Raw genomic sequence first — 19,123 nt, forward strand, 5'->3', positions numbered from 1 at the left:
TGTCGGACCCGACGAGGGGATGGGTTGGCGGGTACGAAATCAGGGGCGCGGACTGGCACAGGCAGTTGCCGTTCGACGCCCTTGTCCGGCGCAGGCGCCTTGGCTAACTTCCGCTCCCGCGCGACTGGCGAACGACGGCGGGGAACCATCGGCAAGCACGGGTATCGACCGCCGCTTGCCCAAGCGATCTCAACGCCAGGAGGTGATTGCCATGTCGCCGCTCGCAGCCCTGCTAGCCATCGTTACCGCCGTACTGATCGGCGCGATCAGCCCCGGCCCGAGTTTTCTGTTTGTCACCCGCATTTCGATCGCCCAATCCCGCATGCATGGCTTGGCGACGGCGATCGGCATGGGGGCGGGCGGCACGGTTTTCGCCAGCTTGGCGCTGCTTGGCCTTGCCGCACTGCTCAACCAGGTCGCCTGGCTTTATCTCGCGCTGAAACTCGCCGGCGGCTGCTATCTGGTCTGGCTGGGGCTTCGCATCTGGCGTGGCGCCGCCGAACCCTTGCCGTCAATTGGCACCGTTCCGGTCGAAAACCGTTCGCTTTGGCGCTCGGTCCTGTTCGCCACCCTGACCCAGCTCAGCAATCCGAAGACTGCGGTCGTCTATGCCAGCATCTTCGCGGCGATGCTGCCTGCCGCGCCGCCGGCATGGCTTCTTCTGCTGCTGCCGCCGCTGGTCTTTGTTGTCGAGGCCGGCTGGTACGCGGTTGTCGCGCTGGTCTTCTCGGCGGATTATCCCCGGGCGGCCTATTCGCGCGGCAAGCTGTGGGTGGACCGGTTGGCCGGCACGGCGATGGGCCTGCTCGGGCTTCGCCTCATCATCGATGGCATCGGGCTGCGCAAGCTCTGAATTTCGCAGGCGCGCCGCGTCGGCGGCGCCTCATGAAAAGGGTCTAGAGGTACTTCTCGACCTTCTTGCCGACGCGCAGGAACCGCAGCGGGTCGATGGCTTCGCCGTCGTGGCGCACTTCGTAGTGCAGATGCGGGCCGGTCGAGCGGCCGCTGCTGCCGGTCTGGCCGATCACGTCGCCGGCCTTCAGCGTTTGGCCGACCGCCACCGAGATGCGGCCGAGATGCGCGTAACGTGTCGTGTAGCCCTGGCCGTGGTCGACCTCGACCATGCGCCCATAGCCGCCATTCCAGCCGGCCTTGGTCACCACGCCGGGCGCCGTGACGCGGGCAGCCGAACCGAGTGGAATGCGGAAATCCATGCCTGAATGCAGTGCCGCCGTGCCAAGCAGCGGGTCGGCGCGCACGCCGAACGGGCTCGTCACCGCCCGGCCGGGCGCTGGATTGGCCAGCGGCAGGCGGCGCGCTTCCTTGCGCAGGCGGTCGAGCTCGTCCAGCGCCTCGTCCAGTTCCTTGACCTTGGTGTCGAACAGCAAGGCGCTGTCGATCGGCACCAGCGGGCCGCCGACATCGCTTTCGTTCTTGCCGAAATCCTTGTCCACCGGCAGGCCGGCGGCCTGCAGTGCTTCCTTGATGGCGTCGGCATTCTCGTAGGTGGTGTCGGCAAGCTTCGTGACGCGCTGAAGTTGTTCGCTCTCGATCGCCCGCAGCGACTGGTTGATGGCCACGAACAGCTTGTCGGCACGATCGGCCGACGAGGCGTCGGGCGGCAGGTCGGCTCGGGTCGACCAGCGTGAGAACGGCTGGGCGTCGGCGCCGCTGAAGCTGGTCAGCATCGCAAGCTGCGGCGCTGCCTTGCCATCGATCAGGGCTGCGTGATCCTCGGGCTTGCTGCGGTCGCCGGGTGTGACGGCGGGGGCGGGCGCCTGCGTTTCCACGGCGGCCGGTTCGATCGCCTCTGCGCGCTCCAGGATCGGTCCCAGCCGGCCGTGGCGCTGGCTGAGCTGCGTCTGGCGCTGCAGGAGTTCGCCGACCTTGGTTTCCATCAACTGCTGGTCGAGCAATTGCCGGCTGGTGATGCGGTCGACCTGCGCGCGCAACGCGGAAATTCTGTCCTCATAGGCCTGCTGCATGCGTGCCTGGCGCGCTGTGGTGGCACCGATCAGATCGTCGCGGAAGACGAGATAGGAAGTGGCCAGAAGGTAGCCGATGATGACGGCGGCGATGGCCGAGCCGAAGCAGGCGATGAGCCACGGACGCACCGTGAAATGCCGGATTTCGTCACCACGGGCGATGATGACGGTATGCGGCTCCTTGCGCCTGCCGAAGACTGCCGACTGACCGTTTGCGTTCACCGAACCAGGCTTTCGTTTGCAACACCCGACAATGCCCATAAGACATTGTTAGGGTTAACAAAGCCTTGCGCGGCGAGCCTCCGGCCTCCATTTCCTGGAGGCGTCTCTACCGGCGCGGTCCGGGTGTTAAAGGGCGCGGACGGCCTCCAGCACCGCCTCGGCATGGCCCTTGACGCGCACCTTGCGCCAGATGCGCGCGATGCGGCCGTCGCGGCCGATCAGGAAGGTGGCGCGCTCGACGCCCATATAGGTGCGGCCGTACATCTTCTTTTCGACCCAAAGACTATAGGCCTCGATTACCTTGCGCTCCTCGTCGGAGGCGAGGTCGACGGCGAGCCCGTGCTTTGCCTTGAACTTGTCGTGTTTTTTCACGCTGTCCGGTGAAAGCCCGATGACGACGGCGCCGGTCTTTTCGAATTCGGGCCTGAGTTGCGAGAAGCTGATCGCCTCGTTGGTGCAGCTCGGCGTATCGTCTTCCGGATAGAAGTAGATAACCACCGGCTTGCCGATGAAGTCCGACAGTTTGAACGAGCCGCCGCCGTCGCGCGGCAGCGTGAAATCGGGCGCCAGATCGCCCATGTCGAGATCGGCCATAACCCTGCCTTTGTTTGAACCTATGCGCCGGCTCACGGTCCCGAAGCAGCCCAGGCCGGGACCGTGCGAGAACCTCAATAAATTGGCGCGCGCACGAACGCAAAGCGGGAATCCGCTTTTGGCGTTCGCGCCCGGCATCGGGTCGCTATAGTGTCGGCCGGGGATTCGTCCGCGAAAGAGGGCTGAAGACGGAGACTGCGTGGATCACGAGCTGCCACGGCACGAAAAGATCAGGTTCAGGCGCGAGGAGATCGCCGATCTCCACTCCTTGCCGTCTGCCAGCCCGACCCCGCCTCTGGGGCAGGCGAAGATCGGTCGCGGCGCGCGGCTCCTGATCCGTGTCGCCTTCGGCATCGGCGCGTTCTTTTTGGTCCTTGTCGCCGGCATCTACGCGATCGGCGCCTCCGGCGTCGGCTCGGAACGGCTGCGTATAGCCGCCGAACAGGCGATCGAAGGCATGGCCGGCGTCGATGTCGATGTGGCCGTCGGCCCGGCCTCGATCACGCTCGACAAGTCGAGTTTCCTCGCCCTGCAGGTTCGTGACGTCACCATGCAGACCGGCAACGGCAAGCCGATGATGGAAGCCGGCTTGATGCGTTTCGGCGTGCGGCTTTTCCCGCTTCTCACGGGCAAGGTCCAATTGACCAGCGCCAGGGTTTCGCAGGCGCGCCTGTTTGTCGACGCGCTTCCCTCGCAAGGCGGCGGCGATTGGGCCGGTTCGCTGCGCAACGCCGACGGCCTCGTCGACCCCGACAAGATCACCGATACGGTGTTCGGGGCGGTCCACCAGTCGCTGGACGCCATAAGGCTGGAATCGGTCCGCGAGATCGACCTCGACAATGTCGAGATCGTGCTGTCGAAGACTGGCGACCTGCGCCTGCTGACCATCGCCGAGGCCAATGTGGCGCAGTCGGGGCCCGGCGGCTTCACCTTCTCCTCCAGGCTCGATATCGATGGCCGCAAGCTCAGCGTCGACGCCTTGGCGGCGCGCGATCCCGCGGCACGCAAGGTCACCTCGCTGACCGCCGACATCGCGGTCGAGCCGATCGGCGCCGAACCGCAGGCGACGCCGGTCGCCGGCAGGGTGGGCGCATTGACGTTGCATCTGGAAGGATCGGAGGGCCAGGGCGACGCGCAGCCAAGGCTCGCCATTTCCGGCACGCTGGCCGGCGCGGTGCTCGACCTCGGCGCGCGCGGCATGCTGCCGCTCGACGCCAAATTGCAGGCCACGCTGCTGCGGGGCGCCAACAAGCTCGCCATCGACAAGCTCGACCTCCAGGTCGGCCGCTCGGATATCGGCATCGAGGGCTCGCTCGGTCCCAAGCCGCGCGAGGGCGTTGCCGGTGAAGACCCGTCCTACCGGTTCGATCTGGTCAGCGACAAATCGGTGCTGGCGCCGGCCGATTCCTCCGAACAGGCGCTGAGCATCGCTGCCCGCATTGCCGGCGATTACCAGACGGTCAGCCGCAAGCTTGTGGTGCCGACCATCGCGGTGCGCTCCGGCGCCGCCGGCGAGGTGCTGGGCAACGCCGCCCTCACTTTCGTGGAAGGCAAGGCGCCCGGCGTCTCGCTCGCGCTCAACGTGCACGACATGCCGGTCTCGCATGTGAAGCAGCTGTGGCCGTGGTTCTCCGCGCATGGCGCCCGCGAATGGGTGTTGCAGAACCTGTTCGGCGGCAGGGTCGTCGAGGCGAGCCTGCAATATCAGGTCGCGCCGGGTCGTGCCGGCAACGGCATTCCGCTCGACCGCAACGAGGTGTTCGGTCGCTTCCAGCTCGAAGGCTCGCGTTTCGATACGGCGGGCCAGATTCCGCCCATCCGCGACGCCAACGGCATCGTCGAATTCCACGGCAACGATGTCGACATCGCGTTGTCGTCCGGCACCGTCTATATGCCCAGCGGTCGCGTCGTCTCGGCCAGCAACGGCACGCTCACCGTCAAGAACGCCAATCTGCCGCCGGTGATCGGCGCGCTGAACATCGATGTCGTCGGCGATGCCGATGCGGTTGCTGAACTCGCCTCCTACGAGCCGATCAACGCCATGCGCCATGTCGGCCTGAAGCCGGAAGAGCTTTCGGGTACTGTCACCGGCAATGTCAGGGCCGACATCCCGTTGCAGCTCGGCATCGACACCTCCAAGCTCGGCTGGCTGGTCTCGCTGGACTATCAGAACCTGGCCATCTCCAAGCCGGTTGACGACCAGATGGTCACCGCCGCCAATGGCAGCATCGTCGTGGACCCGAAGAGCGCCACGGTGACGGCCAAGGCGCAGCTCAACGGCATCCCCGCAGACATCTCCCTGGTCGAGCCGCTCGAGCCGGACGGGCCGGCACGCGCGCGCCAGGTGTCGTTGACAGTCGACGACAAGATCCGCCAGACCATGATGCCAGGCCTGTCCGCCTTGCTTTCCGGTTCGATGAAGATCGCCCTCGACAAGAGCGACAACGACAACCAGCAGGTTGTCGCCGACCTGACCAATGCCAAGCTGAACCTGCCATGGGCGGGCTGGAGCAAGGGGCAGGGGGTGCCGGCGACCGCTTCCTTCACCATGAAGAAATCCGGCGCATCCACGAAACTTTCCGGCTTCAAGCTGGATGGCAAGACCTTTTCCGCCGCCGGGGCGGTCGAATTGTCCGACGGCAGCCTGGTGTCGGCCGACCTCAGCCATGTCCAGTTGAACCGCGGCGACGATGTCGCGGTCTCGGTCAAACGATCCGGCAAAGGTTATACCGTCAAGGTGGATGGCGATGCGCTGGACGCCCGCCCGCTGATCAAGCAATTCACCGCCGACACCGACAGCGCGACCAAGCCGGGTAGCGGCGATTCCATTTCGCTCTCCGCCGACGTCAAGGCACTGACCGGCTTCAACGACGAGACGGTGTCGAATTTCAGCCTCGACTACAGCAGCTCGGGTTCGAAGCTGAACGGGCTGAGCGTCAAGGCGCAGTCGAAGTCCGGTGCGCTGATCGATGTTTCCAACGACACGGCCAATGGCCGGCACACGCTGAACATGAAGTCGACCGATGCCGGCGCGGTGCTGCGGTTCCTCGATATCTACAAGCACATGCAGGGCGGCGCGATCACGGTGGCACTTGCCGGCGCGTCGGACGGGCCGATGCGCGGCACGGTCGACACCCGCAATTTCGTGATCGTCAACGAGCCGAAACTGGCGTCGATCGTCTCGACCAAGCCCACAGGCGACAAGCGTTCGCTCAACGATGCGGTGAAGGCCGACATCGATACCTCCCGTGCGGAGTTCGAGCGCGGTTATGCCGAGATCGACAAGGGCAATGGCTATCTGAAAGTGTCGAACGGCGTGCTGCGCGGTCCGCTGATCGGCACCACCTTCCAGGGCACGCTCTACGACCAGAACAACAATATGGACATGACCGGCACCTTCATGCCGGCCTATGGGCTGAACCGCATCTTCGGCGAACTGCCGCTGGTAGGCGCGCTGTTGGGCAATGGTCGCGACGGTGGGCTGATCGGCGTCACCTACCGCCTCAAGGGCAACGCCAACAAGCCGGACCTGCAGATCAATCCCCTGTCGGTGATCGCACCCGGCATCTTCCGCTCGATATTCGAATTCCGGTAAGCGGAGCCTGCGGGCAACCGGGCTCCGGAACCGTCGCCGGTTTCGGGTGCCGCGATCAGACCGGCTTGACCAGGATGTGTTTTTTCTTGCCGAGCGAAAGCTTTACGACGTTTTCCGGACTCAGATCCTGAAGCGTGATCGCCCGCCGCTCGTCGCTGACCGGCTGGTCGTTGACGCGCACGGCACCACCCTGGACGTGGCGGCGCGCCTCGCCATTGGAGGCGGCGAGGCCGGCCCGCACCACCAGTGCCAGAAGACCAATGCCGGCTTCAAGCTCCGCTCGCGCGATATCGATCGAGGGCAGATTGTCGGAGAGCGCGCCTTCCTCGAAGGTCTTGCGCGCCGTCTCGGCAGCTTCGTCGGCCGCCGCGCGGCCGTGCACGATGGCGGTCACTTCGGTCGCCAGGATCTTCTTCGCCTCGTTGAGCTCGGCGCCGCCGAGTGCTTCCAGCTTGGCGATTTCGGCTAGCGGCAGCCGGGTGAAGATTTTCAGGAACTTGCCGACATCGGCGTCCTCGGTGTTGCGGAAATATTGCCAGAAATCATAGGGGCTGAAGAGATCGCCATTGAGCCAGACGGCGCCGGACGCCGACTTGCCCATCTTCTCGCCGGACGATTTGGTGAGCAGCGGCGTCGTCAGCGCATAAAGCTGGGCGCCGCCCATGCGGTGGCTGAGGTCGACGCCGTTGATGATGTTGCCCCACTGGTCGGAACCGCCCATCTGCAGCACCGTGCCGTAGCGCTTGTTGAGCTCGACGAAGTCGTAGCCCTGCATGATCATGTAGTTGAACTCGAGGAACGACAGCGACTGCTCGCGATCGAGCCTCAATTTGACGCTGTCGAAGGTGAGCATGCGGTTGACCGAGAAATGCCGGCCGACATCGCGCAGGAACTCGACATAGTTGAGCTTCAGGAGCCAGTCGGCATTGTTGACCATGATGGCCGGGTTAGAGCCGTCATAGCGCAGGATGTTGCCATAGACCTTCTTGATGCTCTCGATGTTGGTCTCGATCTGCTCGATGGTGAGCAGCTTGCGCTGGTCGTCGCGGAACGAGGGGTCTCCCACCATGGAGGTGCCGCCGCCCATCAGGCTGATCGCCTTGTGGCCGGTCTCCTGCAGCCAGTACAGCATGGTGACGGAGATCAGATTGCCGATATGGATCGACGTCGCGGTGGCGTCATAGCCGACATAGCCGGTGATCGGACCTTTCAACGCCAGTGCGTCCAGCCCTTCCGGGTCGGATATCTGGTGGATGAAACCGCGTTCATCGAGGACGCGCAGGAAATCGGACTTGAAGGCGGGCATTTTCGTGCTTTCCGAAAGATCGTCGGCCGCGACCGGCCATGGCATAGGCGAATGCGCGCGTTTAGCATCTCAACAGGCGCAATCACAAGGATCGCGGTGCGCTTGCCGATTTGCGGGCATGCCCTACATCACGAATTCTTGAATTGAGGGGCTCTGCTTGCTTCGATGACGGTGCCAGCGTATGGAAGCGCGCGCCTGTTTGGGCGCGCCGCCGTTCCAGAGCTTGCTTCGGATCGACACGCGTTGCTTCAGTTTCGAAGAGATTGCCGTTTCAGATCAGTTTGATAGCCATGGCGGATGCATTGATCTCCATTGTCATTCCTGGCCGCAACGAGGCGGCCAATCTTCCCCTTCTGATCGACGAGATCGCTAGCGCGATGAGTGGGCGCGATTTCGAGATCATCATCGTCGATGACGGTTCGACCGACGACACGGCTGCCGTGCTCGCCGCCCAGGCATCCACGCAGCCCTTTCCCGTCCGTCACATCCGCCACGACAAATCGTCCGGGCAGAGCCTTGCCGTGCGGTCCGGCATTTGGGCCGCGCGCGGCGACATCGTCGCCACCATCGACGGTGACGGCCAGAACGACCCGCAATACATCCCGGTCCTGGTCGATGCCTTGCGCAATGCCGGCCCCGATGTGGCCGCGGCACAGGGCCAGCGCCTGAAGCGGCGCGACAGCAAGGCCAAGCAGCTCGCCTCGCGCTTCGCCAACTGGCTGCGCAACGCCATCCTGCACGACGAGACCCGCGACACCGGCTGCGGGCTGAAGGCCGTGCGCACCGAGGTATTCCGCAAGATTCCGTTCTTCGACGGCACCCACCGCTTCGTTCCAGCGCTGATCATCCAGGAAGGTTATGGCGTGGTCCATTGCGACGTCGTCGACCGCTCGCGCCGCCACGGCAAGTCCAATTACGGCATCTTCGACCGCGGCCTGCAGGGGACCGCCGATCTCGTCGGGGTATGGTGGCTGCGGCGCCGGCGCCGGCGAATGCCAAAGGCAAGGGAAGTGACCCATGGATAGCGTGTTGCAGGGCTTGGTTACATGGCTGCACGAGGTCTTCGTGCAGCAATTCGACGGCTGGGTGCTTTTGGGCTTCATCGCCCAGTTCTTCTTCACCATGCGCTTCGTCGTGCAATGGGTGGCTTCCGAACGCGCCAAGCGTTCCGTGGTGCCGATCGCCTTCTGGTTCTTCTCGCTCGGCGGCGGCGGGCTGCTCCTGGTCTATGCCATCCAGCGTCGCGACCCGGTCTTCATCGCCGGCCAGGGGCTCGGCCTGTTCATCTACGTCCGCAATCTTTGGCTGATTGCCAATGAGCGCAAGGCGGCGATGAGCAAGGTCGACTGACCGGATGGCCAGCGCGTCTTCGGCGGATCGCATCGAGGGGAAGGGGGCCGGACGCGTGGAGATGACCCGCAGATATCTCTTCCTGTTCCTGTTCAGCCTGGTGCTTTCGGCGTCGGGCCTGGCCAGCCTGCCGGTGGTCGACCGCGACGAGGCGCGTTTCGTCCAGGCCACCAAGCAGATGGCCGAGAGCGGCGACTATGTCGACATCCGCTTCCAGGATGCGTCCCGCTACAAGAAACCGGTCGGCATCTACTGGCTGCAGTCGGCGGCCGTGGCGCTGAGCGGCGATGGCGCCGCCGCACCTATCTGGGTCTATCGCCTGATCTCGGCGCTGGGCATCGCCGTCGCGGTCGTGGCTGTCGCCTGGACCGGCGCCAATCTGTTCGGTCCCAATGCCGGCGTTGCCGCCGGCCTTGTCGTCGCAGCCATCTTCGCCACCGCCTTCGAGGGGCGCATCGCCAAGACGGATGCCGTGCTGCTTGCCTGTTGCGTGGTCGCGCAGGGCGCGCTGGCGCAGATTTACGTCGCTTCCCGTCGCAATGAAGCTTCGCCCGGCTATCTACCTTGGCTATTCTGGGCAGCACAAGGCATCGGCATCCTGATCAAGGGGCCGATCACTCCGCTATTGTCGATCGTCACCATCCTCACCCTCATCGCCTTCCAGCGCGACTGGCGCTGGCTGGCAAGGCTGAAGGCCGGACGCGGCCTTTTGCTGCTGGCGCTGATCGTGCTGCCCTGGCTCGCCGCCATCACCTGGAAAAGCGGCGGCGCCTTCTGGCAGGAGGCCGTCGGCAAGGATCTCGTCGGCAAGGTCGCCGAGGGCCAGGAATCGCACGGCATGCCGCCGGGCTATTATTCGCTGACCTATTCGCTGTTCATGTGGCCGTTCGGCCTGCTGGCGGTCGCGGCCGGGCTGAGGGCGCTCAACCATACGCGCGGCGACCCGCGCCTGGCCTTCTGCCTGGCCTGGTATCTGCCATACTGGCTCTTGCTGGAACTGGTGCCGACCAAGCTGCCGCATTACGTGCTGCCGGCCTATCCGGGCCTGGCGCTGCTGGTCGGCTGGCTGTTGACGCTGACGCCGCAGCAGAGCGCGGAACCGTTGAAACGCTGGCAGAACTGGATGTATTGGGCGACCGCCTTCGGTCTGGTCGTCGTCACGCTGGGGTTGGCGGCAGTTGCCGTCGGCGCGCCGCTTTACCTCACCGGCACGTTTAACCCCTGGAGCGTTCCGGCCGCTGCCTTCGCCCTTGCCGCCGGCTATCTCGCTTTCCCGCGTAACCAGCAAATGCCGCTGAAGCGCATCGGCGCGGCCGCCGTCGCGGCCGGTGCCACCTATGCCGTGCTGATCGGCCTGATCGTGCCGGCGCTGACGCCGATCTGGCTGACGCCGCGCATCGTCGCCGCGATCAACCAGAGCCTCCCATGTCCGACCTCGGTACTGGCTTCATCGGCTTATCACGAGCCCAGCCTCGTCTTCATGGCCGGCACCAAGACTTTGCTCACCGATACGGCGGGCGCGGCTGCCCATCTCGCCGCCGATCCCGCCTGCGCGCTGGCTCTCGTGTCGGTCGCGGACGACGCTGCCTTGCAGGCGGCGCTGGCCACGTCAGGCAAGACGGCGGCGCGTGTCGCCGAGATCGACGGAACCAACTATTCGTCCGGCGACAAGCTGGCCCTGGCGCTCTATCGCGTCGCCAAACCTTGATCGTCCGTCCGCCAGGCCTTGATGATCGGTCATGATAGCGTCACGCTTCACATATTTTGGCTCCGCCGGTCAGCGGGGCCGGGCAAAGGGCCTCGATCATGAATGACGCTGGCGATCCGCACCGGTCGCTGTTGCCGCGGATGCTGGCGCGCAGCCGCCAGAATTCCAGCGCCACCTTCGCCATCATCGGCCGCCGCTTCCGCGTGCGGCCGGCGCTGTATGGCCACATCTCCTGGTGGCCGTGGGCGGCGGGCATAGCGCTTCTCGCCGCCTTCGCAGCCGCCTTCCTCGATCAGGCCTCGGTGCGGAACTGGCACGAGATCTTCGGCGCCTCGGGTGAAATCCTCACCCAGCTCGGCCTCGGGCAATGGTATCTGTGGCCGGCGGCGGGCTGGCTGCTGGTCGCCAACCAGATCGACTGGGCAAGCCTGCGCCGTGAGAAGCTGATGGCGGTCTATAACCGCACCTGCATCGCCATGTTCGTGCTCGTCGGCGTCGGCCTGCCGGGCTTGCTCAACATCGTGCTGAAGATCGTCTTCGGCCGCGCTCGCCCGAAATTGTTTGCCCAGGAAGGGGCGTTTTCGTTCCATCCAGGCGCGGTCAACGCCGTCTATGCGTCTTTCCCGTCCGGCCATGCCACCACCATGGGTTCGGTGGCCGGCGTGCTGGTGCTGTTGTTCCCGCGCGCCAAATATCCGATTTTGGCCCTGTGCATGGCGATCACCGCCACGCGCGTCGTCGTCGGCGCGCATTATCCGAGCGACACCATCGTCGGTTTCGGCATGGGTTTCGGCCTCGCCGTGGCGACGGGCCTGGTATTCGCGCGGCTGGGCTTTCTGTTCCGCACCATGCCGGCGGGCCTGCCGGTGCTCAAGCGGACCGTCTGGGGATCGCGCCGGAAAACGGCGCTAGCCTAGCCCTGTTCCACGCCGCCGTAGCGCCGCACCAGGCTTGCCATATCCCCCGATTGCTCCGGGTCCGTCTCGCGATCGAGGCCGTCGGCCACGCCGGCACGGTCGGCGACCGGACGGTTCTGGCTCACCTTCCACTTGCCGTGGATGGTCTGGATGTCGATCTCCAGCCCGACAATGCCCTTGATCTGCGCCTGGATGAATGCCGGCGGGGCGTCGGTGACCGCCCAGGCCTCCTGCCGCCCATTCTCCTGCTGTCTCGTCAGGTCGCCGATCTGCGTGGCCACCCAGGCGCCGTCCTCGATGATGCGCGCCGCGCCGCCCACCTGGACGATGGCGTAGTTCCAGGTCGGCACCACCTTGCCGGTCTCGCGCTTGGTCTCGTACCAGGATGGGGTGACATAGGCGTCGCTGCCCTGGAAGACGACCAGCACCTTTGCTTGCGGGTTGTCGGCGATCAGCCGCCAGTGCGGGTTGGCCCGGGCCATATGGGCGCGCAGCCTGCCATTGGCGCCGACTTCCGCGTCGAGCAGGAAGGGGATGAGATCGGCCGCCGGCCCGTCCGTACCGTTGGAGACCAGCAGCCCGAGCGGATGGGCGCGCATCAGCGCGTGAAGCACTTCGGTGCGGGTTTCGATGAAATGCGGCGGCTGGTACATGGCGACACCTCGTGAGGTGCCTTATTTTGACGCCGATGCAGGCGGCCGGCAATGGACTTGCCGGCGGCCATGCCATGGTTTCAGGCGATTTGCCGCAAGTGGAGCAATGGAAAGGGTTTTCCTGAACCATCGAGTTCGGAGCGCCCGACCTGGACGAAGCCGCATTTCAGATAGAAGGCCAGCGCGCCGGGGTTCTGTTCGTTGACGTCGACGTTGAGCGGGCCCTTCAGCCCCACAGCGTGGTCGACCAGCAACCGGCCGACGCCGCGTCCATGCTGTTCGGGATCGATGAACAGCATTTCCAGATTGGCGCCGTCCAGCCCGGCAAACCCCAGCACGCGGCCGTTGTCGTCTTCGGCGACATGCACCTCCAGCGCCGGAATGTGCAGGTCGCGCAGCCGCGGCAGGAAGAACTGGATGTCGTCCTCGATCAGGAAGTGATGCGTGGCCCGCACCGCGGCGAGCCAGATGTCGACCAGGCGCGCACTGTCGCGCTCGGTATAGCGTCTGATGTTCATGGTCAGTCTCGTTGCCGGGACTGGCTGGGAGAAAAACCTAGCGCAGTCGCTTCGGGCGCGGGTCGGCCAGTTCGCCGGCGAGGCGCCGGTCGAGATAGTCGGCGCATTCCTCGATCAGCAGCTCGGCGTCGTTGGAGAAGAAGTGGTTGGCGCCGGGGAGCGTCTTCTGGGTGATGGTGATGCCCTTCTGCGTATGCAGCTTGTCCACCAGCCCCTGCACGTCCTTGGCCGGCGCCACCTTGTCGGCGTCGCCATGGATGATCAGCCCGGACGATGGGCAGGGCGCCAGGAACGAGAAGTCATAGGTGTTGGGCTGCGGCGCCACCGAGATGAAACCCTCGATTTCCGGACGGCGCATCAACAATTGCATGCCGATCCACGAGCCGAAGGAATAGCCGGCCACCCAGCAGTTTTTGGAATCGGGATGCAGCGACTGCACCCAGTCGAGTGCCGCGGCGGCGTCGGAAAGCTCGCCCGTGCCGTGGTCGAATTCGCCCTGGCTGCGGCCGATGCCGCGGAAGTTGAAGCGCAGCGTGGTGAAGTTGCGCTTCTGGAACATGTAAAAGAGGTCGTAGACGATCTTGTTGTTCATCGTGCCGCCGAACTGCGGGTGCGGGTGCAGAATGATGGCAATCGGCGCGCTCTTTTCCTTCGAAGGCTGATAGCGACCCTCAAGGCGGCCGGCCGGACCGGTGAAAATGACCTCTGGCATAGATGACTCCTGAAATACGCACTACTGGCGTCGTCCGAACAATCCCCACTCTGGCCCCGTAATCTGGCCTTGACGCTGAGCGAGCGTCTACCTAGAAGCTAGTTTAGAACTGTTCAAAACTGGATGACAGGGATGTAAGACCCTGCCATCGCCGCCGCAAGCCGGGTAATAGGACGGCTGGCCTTGGAATTTCAAGGAAATAACGCTTTCGCCCCAACGGGCGGGTTTTGAAGGGAAACAATCGGGCAAAAATGGCTGCCGATCGCGCCTATCTCGACCACAATGCCAGCGCGCCGCTGCTTGCCGCGGCGCGTGAGGCTATGGTCGCGGCGCTGGATGCCGCCAACCCGTCCTCGGTCCATGCCGAGGGGCGTGCCGCGCGGCGGCTGGTCGAGGACGCGCGGCGCGACGTCGCCGCTCTCGTCAACGCCAAGCCCGAACACGTCGTTTTCACCTCTGGTGCCACGGAAGCCGCCGCCACGCTGCTGACGCCGGACTGGCGCATGGGCCGCGCCGCGCTGCGCATGGCACGGCTTTATGTGTCGGAGGCGGACCATCCCTGCCTGCTGAACGGCGGCCGTTTCGCGCCGGACAGGATCACCCGCATTGCCGTCGACGCCGACGGCCTCGTCGATCTCGATGCGCTGGCGGCAGCACTTGCCGGCCACGACAAGGCCGAGGGCCTGCCGCTGGTGGCGATCCATGGCGCCAACAACGAGACCGGCGTCATCCAGCCAATTGCCGAAATTGCGGCAATCGTCAAAGCCGCCGGCGGTGTGCTTGTGGTCGACGCGGTGCAGGCCGCAGGGCGCATTCCGCTCGATATGTCAGTGCCTTATGCGGATTATGTGATTCTCTCCTCGCACAAGATCGGTGGCCCGAAAGGCGTCGGCGCGATCGTCGCCGCCTCCGACCTGATGATGCCGAAGCCGCTGGTTGCGGGCGGCGGCCAGGAGAAGGGCCATCGCGGCGGCACGGAAAACCTGCCGGGTATCGCTGGTTTCGGCGCGGCCGCGCGATCAGCACTTGCCGGTCTCGCCACCATCGATGCGGTCGGTCAGCGGCGCGACGCCATCGAGGCGATCGTGAAGGAACTGGTGCCGGACGTCGAAATCTTCGGAAAGCGCGCGCCGCGCCTTGCCAACACGACATTCTTCGCTATTGCGGGCGTCAAGGCAGAGACGGCGCAGATCGCTTTCGATCTTGCGGGCGTAGCACTTTCGGCCGGGTCCGCCTGTTCGTCCGGCAAGGTCGGGGCCAGCCACGTGCTGAAGGCCATGGGCCGCGGCGAGAGCGAGGGCGCGCTGCGCGTCTCGATCGGCGCGTCGACCACGGCCGAGGATATCGAACGCTTTCGTTCCGTGCTCGCCGGCATCGCCGCGCGCCGGACCGGACGCGAAAAAGCCGCCTGAAGGCGGCGAAAAGTTCAGGCTTCGGCCTGGTAGAGCCGTGTGTTCCGCATTGGCCGGGTGATTTCCTGGCTGGAGCGCACTATATGGAACTTACGCCGCCAGCACGGCCCTTTGGGTCGGCGGTGCCATAGTTTGAAAACGGCCGGGCCTTGACCTCGGCATGGATGGAGAACGCTTATGCCTGCCGTGCAGGAGACGATCGATCGAGTCCGAAAGATCGACGTCGACCAATACAAGTATGGATTCGAGACCCAGATCGAGACCGACAAGGCACCCAAGGGCCTTTCGGAAGACATCATCCGTTTCATCTCCGACAAGAAGAACGAGCCGGCATGGATGCTGGAATGGCGCCTGGAAGCGTATCGCCGCTGGCTGACGCTGGAAGAGCCGACCTGGGCGCGTGTCGAATATCCGAAGATCGATTTCCAGGACCTTCATTATTACGCGGCACCGAAGAACCAGTCCGGCCCGAAGTCGCTGGACGAGGTCGATCCGGAACTGCTCAAGGTCTATGAAAAGCTCGGCATCCCGTTGAGGGAGCAGGAGATTCTGGCCGGCGTGCAGAAGGAAAAGGCACCGGTCGACGGGCTGGATGGTGAAGAGCTGGACGGCGAAGCGAGCGACAATGTCTACAAGTCCGGCCGCGTCGCGGTCGACGCCGTGTTTGACTCCGTTTCGGTCGTCACCACCTTCAAGGATGAGCTGGCCAAGGCCGGCGTCATCTTCTGCTCGATCTCGGAAGCCATCCGCGAACATCCGGAGCTGGTGAAGAAATATCTGGGCTCGGTCGTGCCGACCTCGGACAATTTCTACGCGACGCTGAACTCGGCCGTGTTCACCGACGGCTCCTTCGTCTTCGTGCCGAAGGGCGTGCGCTGTCCGATGGAGCTTTCCACCTATTTCCGCATCAACGAGAAGAACACCGGCCAGTTCGAGCGCACGCTGATCATCGCCGAGGAGGGGGCTTACGTCTCCTATCTCGAGGGCTGCACCGCACCCCAGCGCGACGAGAACCAGCTTCACGCCGCCGTGGTCGAGCTGGTTGCGCTCGACGATGCCGAAATCAAATATTCGACCGTGCAGAACTGGTATCCGGGCGACGCCGAAGGCAAGGGCGGCATCTACAACTTCGTCACCAAGCGTGGCGACTGCCGCGGCCACCGTTCGAAGATTTCGTGGACGCAGGTCGAGACCGGATCGGCCATCACCTGGAAATACCCGTCCTGCATCCTGCGCGGCGACGAGAGCCAGGGCAATTTCTATTCGATCGCTGTGTCGAACGGCTATCAGCAGATCGATAGCGGCACCAAGATGATCCATCTCGGCAAGAACACCAAGAGCCGGATCATCTCCAAGGGCATCGCGGCGGGGTTCTCGCAGAACACCTATCGCGGCCAGGTCTCGGCCCACCGCAAGGCGACCAACGCGCGCAACTTCACCAACTGCGACTCGTTGCTGATCGGCGACCAGTGCGGCGCTCACACGGTGCCCTACATGGAAGCCAAGAACTCGACCGCCAAGTTCGAACACGAGGCGACCACCTCGAAGATTTCCGAGGATCAGAAGTTCTACGTCATGCAGCGCGGCATCCCCGAAGAAGAGGCCATCGCGCTCATCGTCAACGGCTTCGTCAAGGATGTCATCCAGGAACTGCCGATGGAGTTCGCCGTCGAGGCGCAGAAGCTCATCGGCATCAGCCTGGAGGGGAGCGTGGGGTAGTGAGCGCGAGCCCCAAACTCCCTCGAATTGCCAACGTAATACAGTGGGCAATGATCGGTGTTTTGGGCTTGTTTCTCACCGCTGCAATTGGCGGGGCCGTCTTGGTATTGATTGGTGCGATGGGCGGCTGGCCAGAACTTAAAGCACTAGGCGGTTATGCAGCCGGAATTGGTGCTGTTGGATTTTTTCTTGGGTTGTTTGTGATGCCACCGTTTTTCAGGTTTGTGTCCGAGCTCTCAAGAGTGACTGACCGCGATAGAGCGCGGTGAAGAAATTGAATTTCTGAAGGTAAGAACGATGCTTGAGATCAAGAACCTGCATGCCCGCATCGCCGATGACGGCACCGAGATCATCCGCGGGCTGAACCTGACGGTGAACAAGGGCGAAGTCGCCGCCATCATGGGCCCGAACGGCTCGGGCAAGTCGACGCTGTCCTATATCCTCGCCGGCCGCGAGGACTATGAAGTCACCGAGGGCGACATCCTCTACAACGGCGAATCCATCCTGGAGATGGACCCGGCCGAACGCGCCGCCGCCGGCATCTTCCTCGCTTTCCAGTATCCGATGGAGATACCGGGCGTGGCGACGATGGAATTCCTGAAAGTGGCCATGAACGCCCAGCGCAAGGCGCGTGGCGAGGAGCCGCTGAAGGTTCCGGAATTCCTCAAGCTGGTGAAGGAGGCCGCCGCCTCGCTCAGCATGGACATCTCCATGCTGAAGCGTCCGCTCAATGTCGGTTTCTCCGGCGGCGAGAAGAAGCGCGCCGAAATCCTGCAGATGAAGCTGCTCGCGCCGAAGCTGTGCGTGCTCGACGAGACCGATTCCGGCCTCGACATCGACGCGCTGAAGATCGTCTCCGACGGCGTCAACGCTTTGCGTTCGCCCGACCGCGCCATCATCGTCATCACCCACTACCAGCGGCTGCTGGAGCACATCGTGCCCGACAGCGTGCACGTGCTCTACAAGGGCCAGGTCATCAAGTCCGGCGACAAGTCGCTGGCGCTCGACCTCGAAGCCAATGGTTACGCCGGCGTGATCGGCGAGGCCGCGTGAGGGGGCTGTCATGAATGTACATGCTCAACCGCAGCTGACCCAGGCCGAGATGGCGCTGATCGAGGCCTTTGGCGAGCGGCAGTCGCTGCTGCCGGGCGACGGCGACGTGATGGTTCGCCGCGACAACGCCGTCGAGGCGCTGAAGGGCGGCCTGCCCACCAAGCGCATCGAAAGCTGGCACTACACCAATCTGCGCACCTTGCTCACCGTGGTGCCGGGCTTCGATCCGGCGGCCAAGGCCAAGGCGCTCGCGCCGGTCGTCGAAGGTTCGGCGGTGGTCTCGGTGCTGAATGGCGCCTCCGCCGCCAAGTTCCCGGCAGTCGAAGGCGTTTCCTTCGCGCGCCTGTCCGACAAGCTGACCGACGGCAGCTTCGCGCCGGCGCTCGATCTTTATGGCAGCGATGACGCTATCGGCGCCTTGAACGTCGCCTTCGTTGCCGACGGTGTGCTGGTCGACGTCGCCGACGGTGTCGAACTGGAAAAGCCGATCGAGCTGCAGAACCTGCAGGCCGGAGGCCAGAGCCATGTGCGCCTGGCCGCGCGCGTCGGCAAGGGCGCCAAGGCCGTCATCCTCGAGCGGCAGGCCGGCGAGGGCGCCACGCTCACTTCGTCCGTCAGCCAGTTGACGCTGGACGACGGGGCTGACGTCACCTGGCTGATCGTGCAGGAGCAGCCCGAGACGGCTTCGCATCTTGCCCAGTTCAAGGCCTGGATCGGCAAGGACGCCAAGCTGACCCTGTTCATCATGAATGCCGGCGGCAAGCTGGTGCGCCAGGAAATCGTCGTGGCGACCAAGGGCGAAGGCGCCGACTTCCAATTGCGCGGCGTCAACCTCCTGGCCGGCGACACGCACACCGACGTCACCATGGTGCTCGACCACTCCGTGCCGCACACCACCTCGACGGAAGTGATCCGCAACGTGGTCACCGGCAAGGCGCGCGGCGTCTTCCAGGGCCGCATCAACGTGCATCAATACGCCCAGAAGACCGACGCCAAGATGGCCTGCAACACGCTTCTGTTGTCAGACGACGGCGAGTTTTCGACCAAGCCGGAGCTCGAAATCTTCGCCGACGACGTGCAGTGCGGCCACGGCGCCACCGTCACCGAGATCGACCACGGCCATCTGTTCTACCTGATGGCGCGCGGCATCGACGAGAAGACGGCGCGTGGCCTTCTGGTCAAGGCCTTCGTCGCCGAGGTCATCGAGGAACTGGACGACGAACAAATCGTCGAGGCGCTGGAAAGCAGGCTCGACGAGTGGTTCGCGACGCATGGCTAGTGAGTAGCGAATAGGGAGTAGCGAGTAGAGGCGGAAATCATAGAGCCGCACTCACACTACTGACTGACCACTACTCACTGTTCACTTCGAACGGGCAGGA

The 19,123-nt window shown here is 64.3% G+C and carries 17 protein-coding genes; 11 read left to right on the top strand and 6 right to left on the bottom strand.

The features are described 5' to 3' along the window. Window positions 1-211: 211 nt before the first annotated feature. Complete coding sequence (locus QFZ88_RS23560; RefSeq protein WP_024923823.1) at window positions 212-853, top strand: LysE family translocator; 642 nt, start codon at window positions 212-214, stop codon at window positions 851-853. Window positions 854-896: 43 nt separating this feature from the next. Here QFZ88_RS23560 and QFZ88_RS23565 read toward each other — a convergent pair whose 3' ends face one another. Both QFZ88_RS23565 and QFZ88_RS23570 read right to left on the bottom strand, forming a co-directional pair. Then, window positions 897-2,207 carry a M23 family metallopeptidase gene (locus QFZ88_RS23565; protein WP_024923822.1) on the bottom strand — a complete coding sequence of 437 codons (1,311 nt, stop codon included), beginning with the start codon at window positions 2,205-2,207 and terminating at the stop codon, window positions 897-899. Between the two features lie 126 nt (window positions 2,208-2,333). Further along, window positions 2,334-2,801: a peroxiredoxin gene (locus QFZ88_RS23570; RefSeq protein ID WP_024923821.1), complete on the bottom strand. Its 468-nt coding sequence runs from the start codon at window positions 2,799-2,801 to the stop codon at window positions 2,334-2,336. A 199-nt stretch (window positions 2,802-3,000) separates the two neighbouring features. On the opposite strand from QFZ88_RS23570, the gene QFZ88_RS23575 reads away from it, so the two are divergent. Then, on the top strand, window positions 3,001-6,396 hold the full coding sequence (locus QFZ88_RS23575) for a DUF3971 domain-containing protein (RefSeq protein ID WP_024923820.1): 3,396 nt from the start codon (window positions 3,001-3,003) through the stop codon (window positions 6,394-6,396). Between the two features lie 55 nt (window positions 6,397-6,451). Here QFZ88_RS23575 and tyrS read toward each other — a convergent pair whose 3' ends face one another. Next, window positions 6,452-7,702, bottom strand: coding sequence for a tyrosine--tRNA ligase (gene tyrS, locus QFZ88_RS23580; RefSeq protein ID WP_024923819.1), 1,251 nt, complete (start codon window positions 7,700-7,702; stop codon window positions 6,452-6,454). Window positions 7,703-7,992: 290 nt separating this feature from the next. Here tyrS and QFZ88_RS23585 point away from each other — a divergent pair, with 290 nt between their 5' ends. The 4 genes from QFZ88_RS23585 to QFZ88_RS23600 all read left to right on the top strand — a co-directional run bounded on the left by QFZ88_RS23585 (window position 7,993) and on the right by QFZ88_RS23600 (window position 11,677). Then, complete coding sequence (locus tag QFZ88_RS23585) at window positions 7,993-8,727, top strand: glycosyltransferase family 2 protein (RefSeq protein WP_024923818.1); 735 nt, start codon at window positions 7,993-7,995, stop codon at window positions 8,725-8,727. Then, complete coding sequence (locus QFZ88_RS23590; RefSeq protein ID WP_024923817.1) at window positions 8,720-9,052, top strand: lipid-A-disaccharide synthase N-terminal domain-containing protein; 333 nt, start codon at window positions 8,720-8,722, stop codon at window positions 9,050-9,052. The genes QFZ88_RS23585 and QFZ88_RS23590 overlap by 8 nt, the downstream gene beginning before the upstream one ends. 61 nt (window positions 9,053-9,113) lie before the next feature. Next, complete coding sequence (locus QFZ88_RS23595) at window positions 9,114-10,760, top strand: ArnT family glycosyltransferase (RefSeq protein WP_024923816.1); 1,647 nt, start codon at window positions 9,114-9,116, stop codon at window positions 10,758-10,760. Between the two features lie 98 nt (window positions 10,761-10,858). Then, window positions 10,859-11,677: a phosphatase PAP2 family protein gene (locus QFZ88_RS23600; RefSeq protein WP_024923815.1), complete on the top strand. Its 819-nt coding sequence runs from the start codon at window positions 10,859-10,861 to the stop codon at window positions 11,675-11,677. Here the strand turns inward: QFZ88_RS23600 and QFZ88_RS23605 are convergent. From QFZ88_RS23605 to QFZ88_RS23615, 3 genes are all read right to left on the bottom strand, one after another. Beyond that, window positions 11,674-12,330 carry an FMN-binding negative transcriptional regulator gene (locus QFZ88_RS23605; protein WP_024923814.1) on the bottom strand — a complete coding sequence of 219 codons (657 nt, stop codon included), beginning with the start codon at window positions 12,328-12,330 and terminating at the stop codon, window positions 11,674-11,676. The genes QFZ88_RS23600 and QFZ88_RS23605 overlap by 4 nt on opposite strands. Window positions 12,331-12,410: 80 nt before the next feature. Further along, the gene (locus QFZ88_RS23610; RefSeq protein WP_024923813.1) at window positions 12,411-12,848 is read right to left on the bottom strand and encodes an acetyltransferase; all 438 of its coding nucleotides are present in this window, start codon (window positions 12,846-12,848) and stop codon (window positions 12,411-12,413) included. Between the two features lie 37 nt (window positions 12,849-12,885). Continuing rightward, window positions 12,886-13,560, bottom strand: coding sequence for an alpha/beta hydrolase (locus QFZ88_RS23615; RefSeq protein WP_024923812.1), 675 nt, complete (start codon window positions 13,558-13,560; stop codon window positions 12,886-12,888). Between the two features lie 251 nt (window positions 13,561-13,811). Here QFZ88_RS23615 and QFZ88_RS23620 point away from each other — a divergent pair, with 251 nt between their 5' ends. From QFZ88_RS23620 to sufD, 5 genes are all read left to right on the top strand, one after another. Beyond that, window positions 13,812-14,972, top strand: a complete 1,161-nt coding sequence (locus tag QFZ88_RS23620; RefSeq protein ID WP_024923811.1) for a cysteine desulfurase family protein — start codon at window positions 13,812-13,814, stop codon at window positions 14,970-14,972. A gap of 177 nt (window positions 14,973-15,149) precedes the next feature. Next, window positions 15,150-16,691, top strand: a complete 1,542-nt coding sequence (gene sufB, locus QFZ88_RS23625) for a Fe-S cluster assembly protein SufB (protein WP_024923810.1) — start codon at window positions 15,150-15,152, stop codon at window positions 16,689-16,691. Beyond that, window positions 16,691-16,960: a hypothetical protein gene (locus tag QFZ88_RS23630; RefSeq protein ID WP_139116498.1), complete on the top strand. Its 270-nt coding sequence runs from the start codon at window positions 16,691-16,693 to the stop codon at window positions 16,958-16,960. The genes sufB and QFZ88_RS23630 overlap by 1 nt, the downstream gene beginning before the upstream one ends. Window positions 16,961-16,988: 28 nt before the next feature. Further along, window positions 16,989-17,744, top strand: coding sequence for a Fe-S cluster assembly ATPase SufC (gene sufC, locus QFZ88_RS23635; RefSeq protein ID WP_024923809.1), 756 nt, complete (start codon window positions 16,989-16,991; stop codon window positions 17,742-17,744). Between the two features lie 10 nt (window positions 17,745-17,754). Continuing rightward, complete coding sequence (gene sufD / locus QFZ88_RS23640; RefSeq protein WP_024923808.1) at window positions 17,755-19,023, top strand: Fe-S cluster assembly protein SufD; 1,269 nt, start codon at window positions 17,755-17,757, stop codon at window positions 19,021-19,023. Window positions 19,024-19,123 lie beyond the last annotated feature (100 nt).

The organism is Mesorhizobium sp. YL-MeA3-2017, from assembly GCF_030814575.1.
Taxonomy (GTDB): domain Bacteria; phylum Pseudomonadota; class Alphaproteobacteria; order Rhizobiales; family Rhizobiaceae; genus Mesorhizobium; species Mesorhizobium terrae.

Excerpts from the sequence above, each read along its gene's own strand:
- QFZ88_RS23560 (WP_024923823.1), top strand. The coding sequence starts at position 212 with ATGTCGCCGCTCGCAGCCCTGCTAGCCATCGTTACCGCCGTACTGATC.
- QFZ88_RS23570 (WP_024923821.1), bottom strand. The coding sequence starts at position 2,801 with ATGGCCGATCTCGACATGGGCGATCTGGCGCCCGATTTCACGCTGCCG.
- tyrS (WP_024923819.1), bottom strand. The coding sequence starts at position 7,702 with ATGCCCGCCTTCAAGTCCGATTTCCTGCGCGTCCTCGATGAACGCGGT.
- QFZ88_RS23585 (WP_024923818.1), top strand. The coding sequence starts at position 7,993 with ATGGCGGATGCATTGATCTCCATTGTCATTCCTGGCCGCAACGAGGCG.
- QFZ88_RS23590 (WP_024923817.1), top strand. The coding sequence starts at position 8,720 with ATGGATAGCGTGTTGCAGGGCTTGGTTACATGGCTGCACGAGGTCTTC.
- QFZ88_RS23595 (WP_024923816.1), top strand. The coding sequence starts at position 9,114 with ATGACCCGCAGATATCTCTTCCTGTTCCTGTTCAGCCTGGTGCTTTCG.
- QFZ88_RS23600 (WP_024923815.1), top strand. The coding sequence starts at position 10,859 with ATGAATGACGCTGGCGATCCGCACCGGTCGCTGTTGCCGCGGATGCTG.
- QFZ88_RS23605 (WP_024923814.1), bottom strand. The coding sequence starts at position 12,330 with ATGTACCAGCCGCCGCATTTCATCGAAACCCGCACCGAAGTGCTTCAC.
- QFZ88_RS23610 (WP_024923813.1), bottom strand. The coding sequence starts at position 12,848 with ATGAACATCAGACGCTATACCGAGCGCGACAGTGCGCGCCTGGTCGAC.
- QFZ88_RS23615 (WP_024923812.1), bottom strand. The coding sequence starts at position 13,560 with ATGCCAGAGGTCATTTTCACCGGTCCGGCCGGCCGCCTTGAGGGTCGC.
- QFZ88_RS23620 (WP_024923811.1), top strand. The coding sequence starts at position 13,812 with ATGGCTGCCGATCGCGCCTATCTCGACCACAATGCCAGCGCGCCGCTG.
- sufB (WP_024923810.1), top strand. The coding sequence starts at position 15,150 with ATGCCTGCCGTGCAGGAGACGATCGATCGAGTCCGAAAGATCGACGTC.
- sufC (WP_024923809.1), top strand. The coding sequence starts at position 16,989 with ATGCTTGAGATCAAGAACCTGCATGCCCGCATCGCCGATGACGGCACC.
- sufD (WP_024923808.1), top strand. The coding sequence starts at position 17,755 with ATGAATGTACATGCTCAACCGCAGCTGACCCAGGCCGAGATGGCGCTG.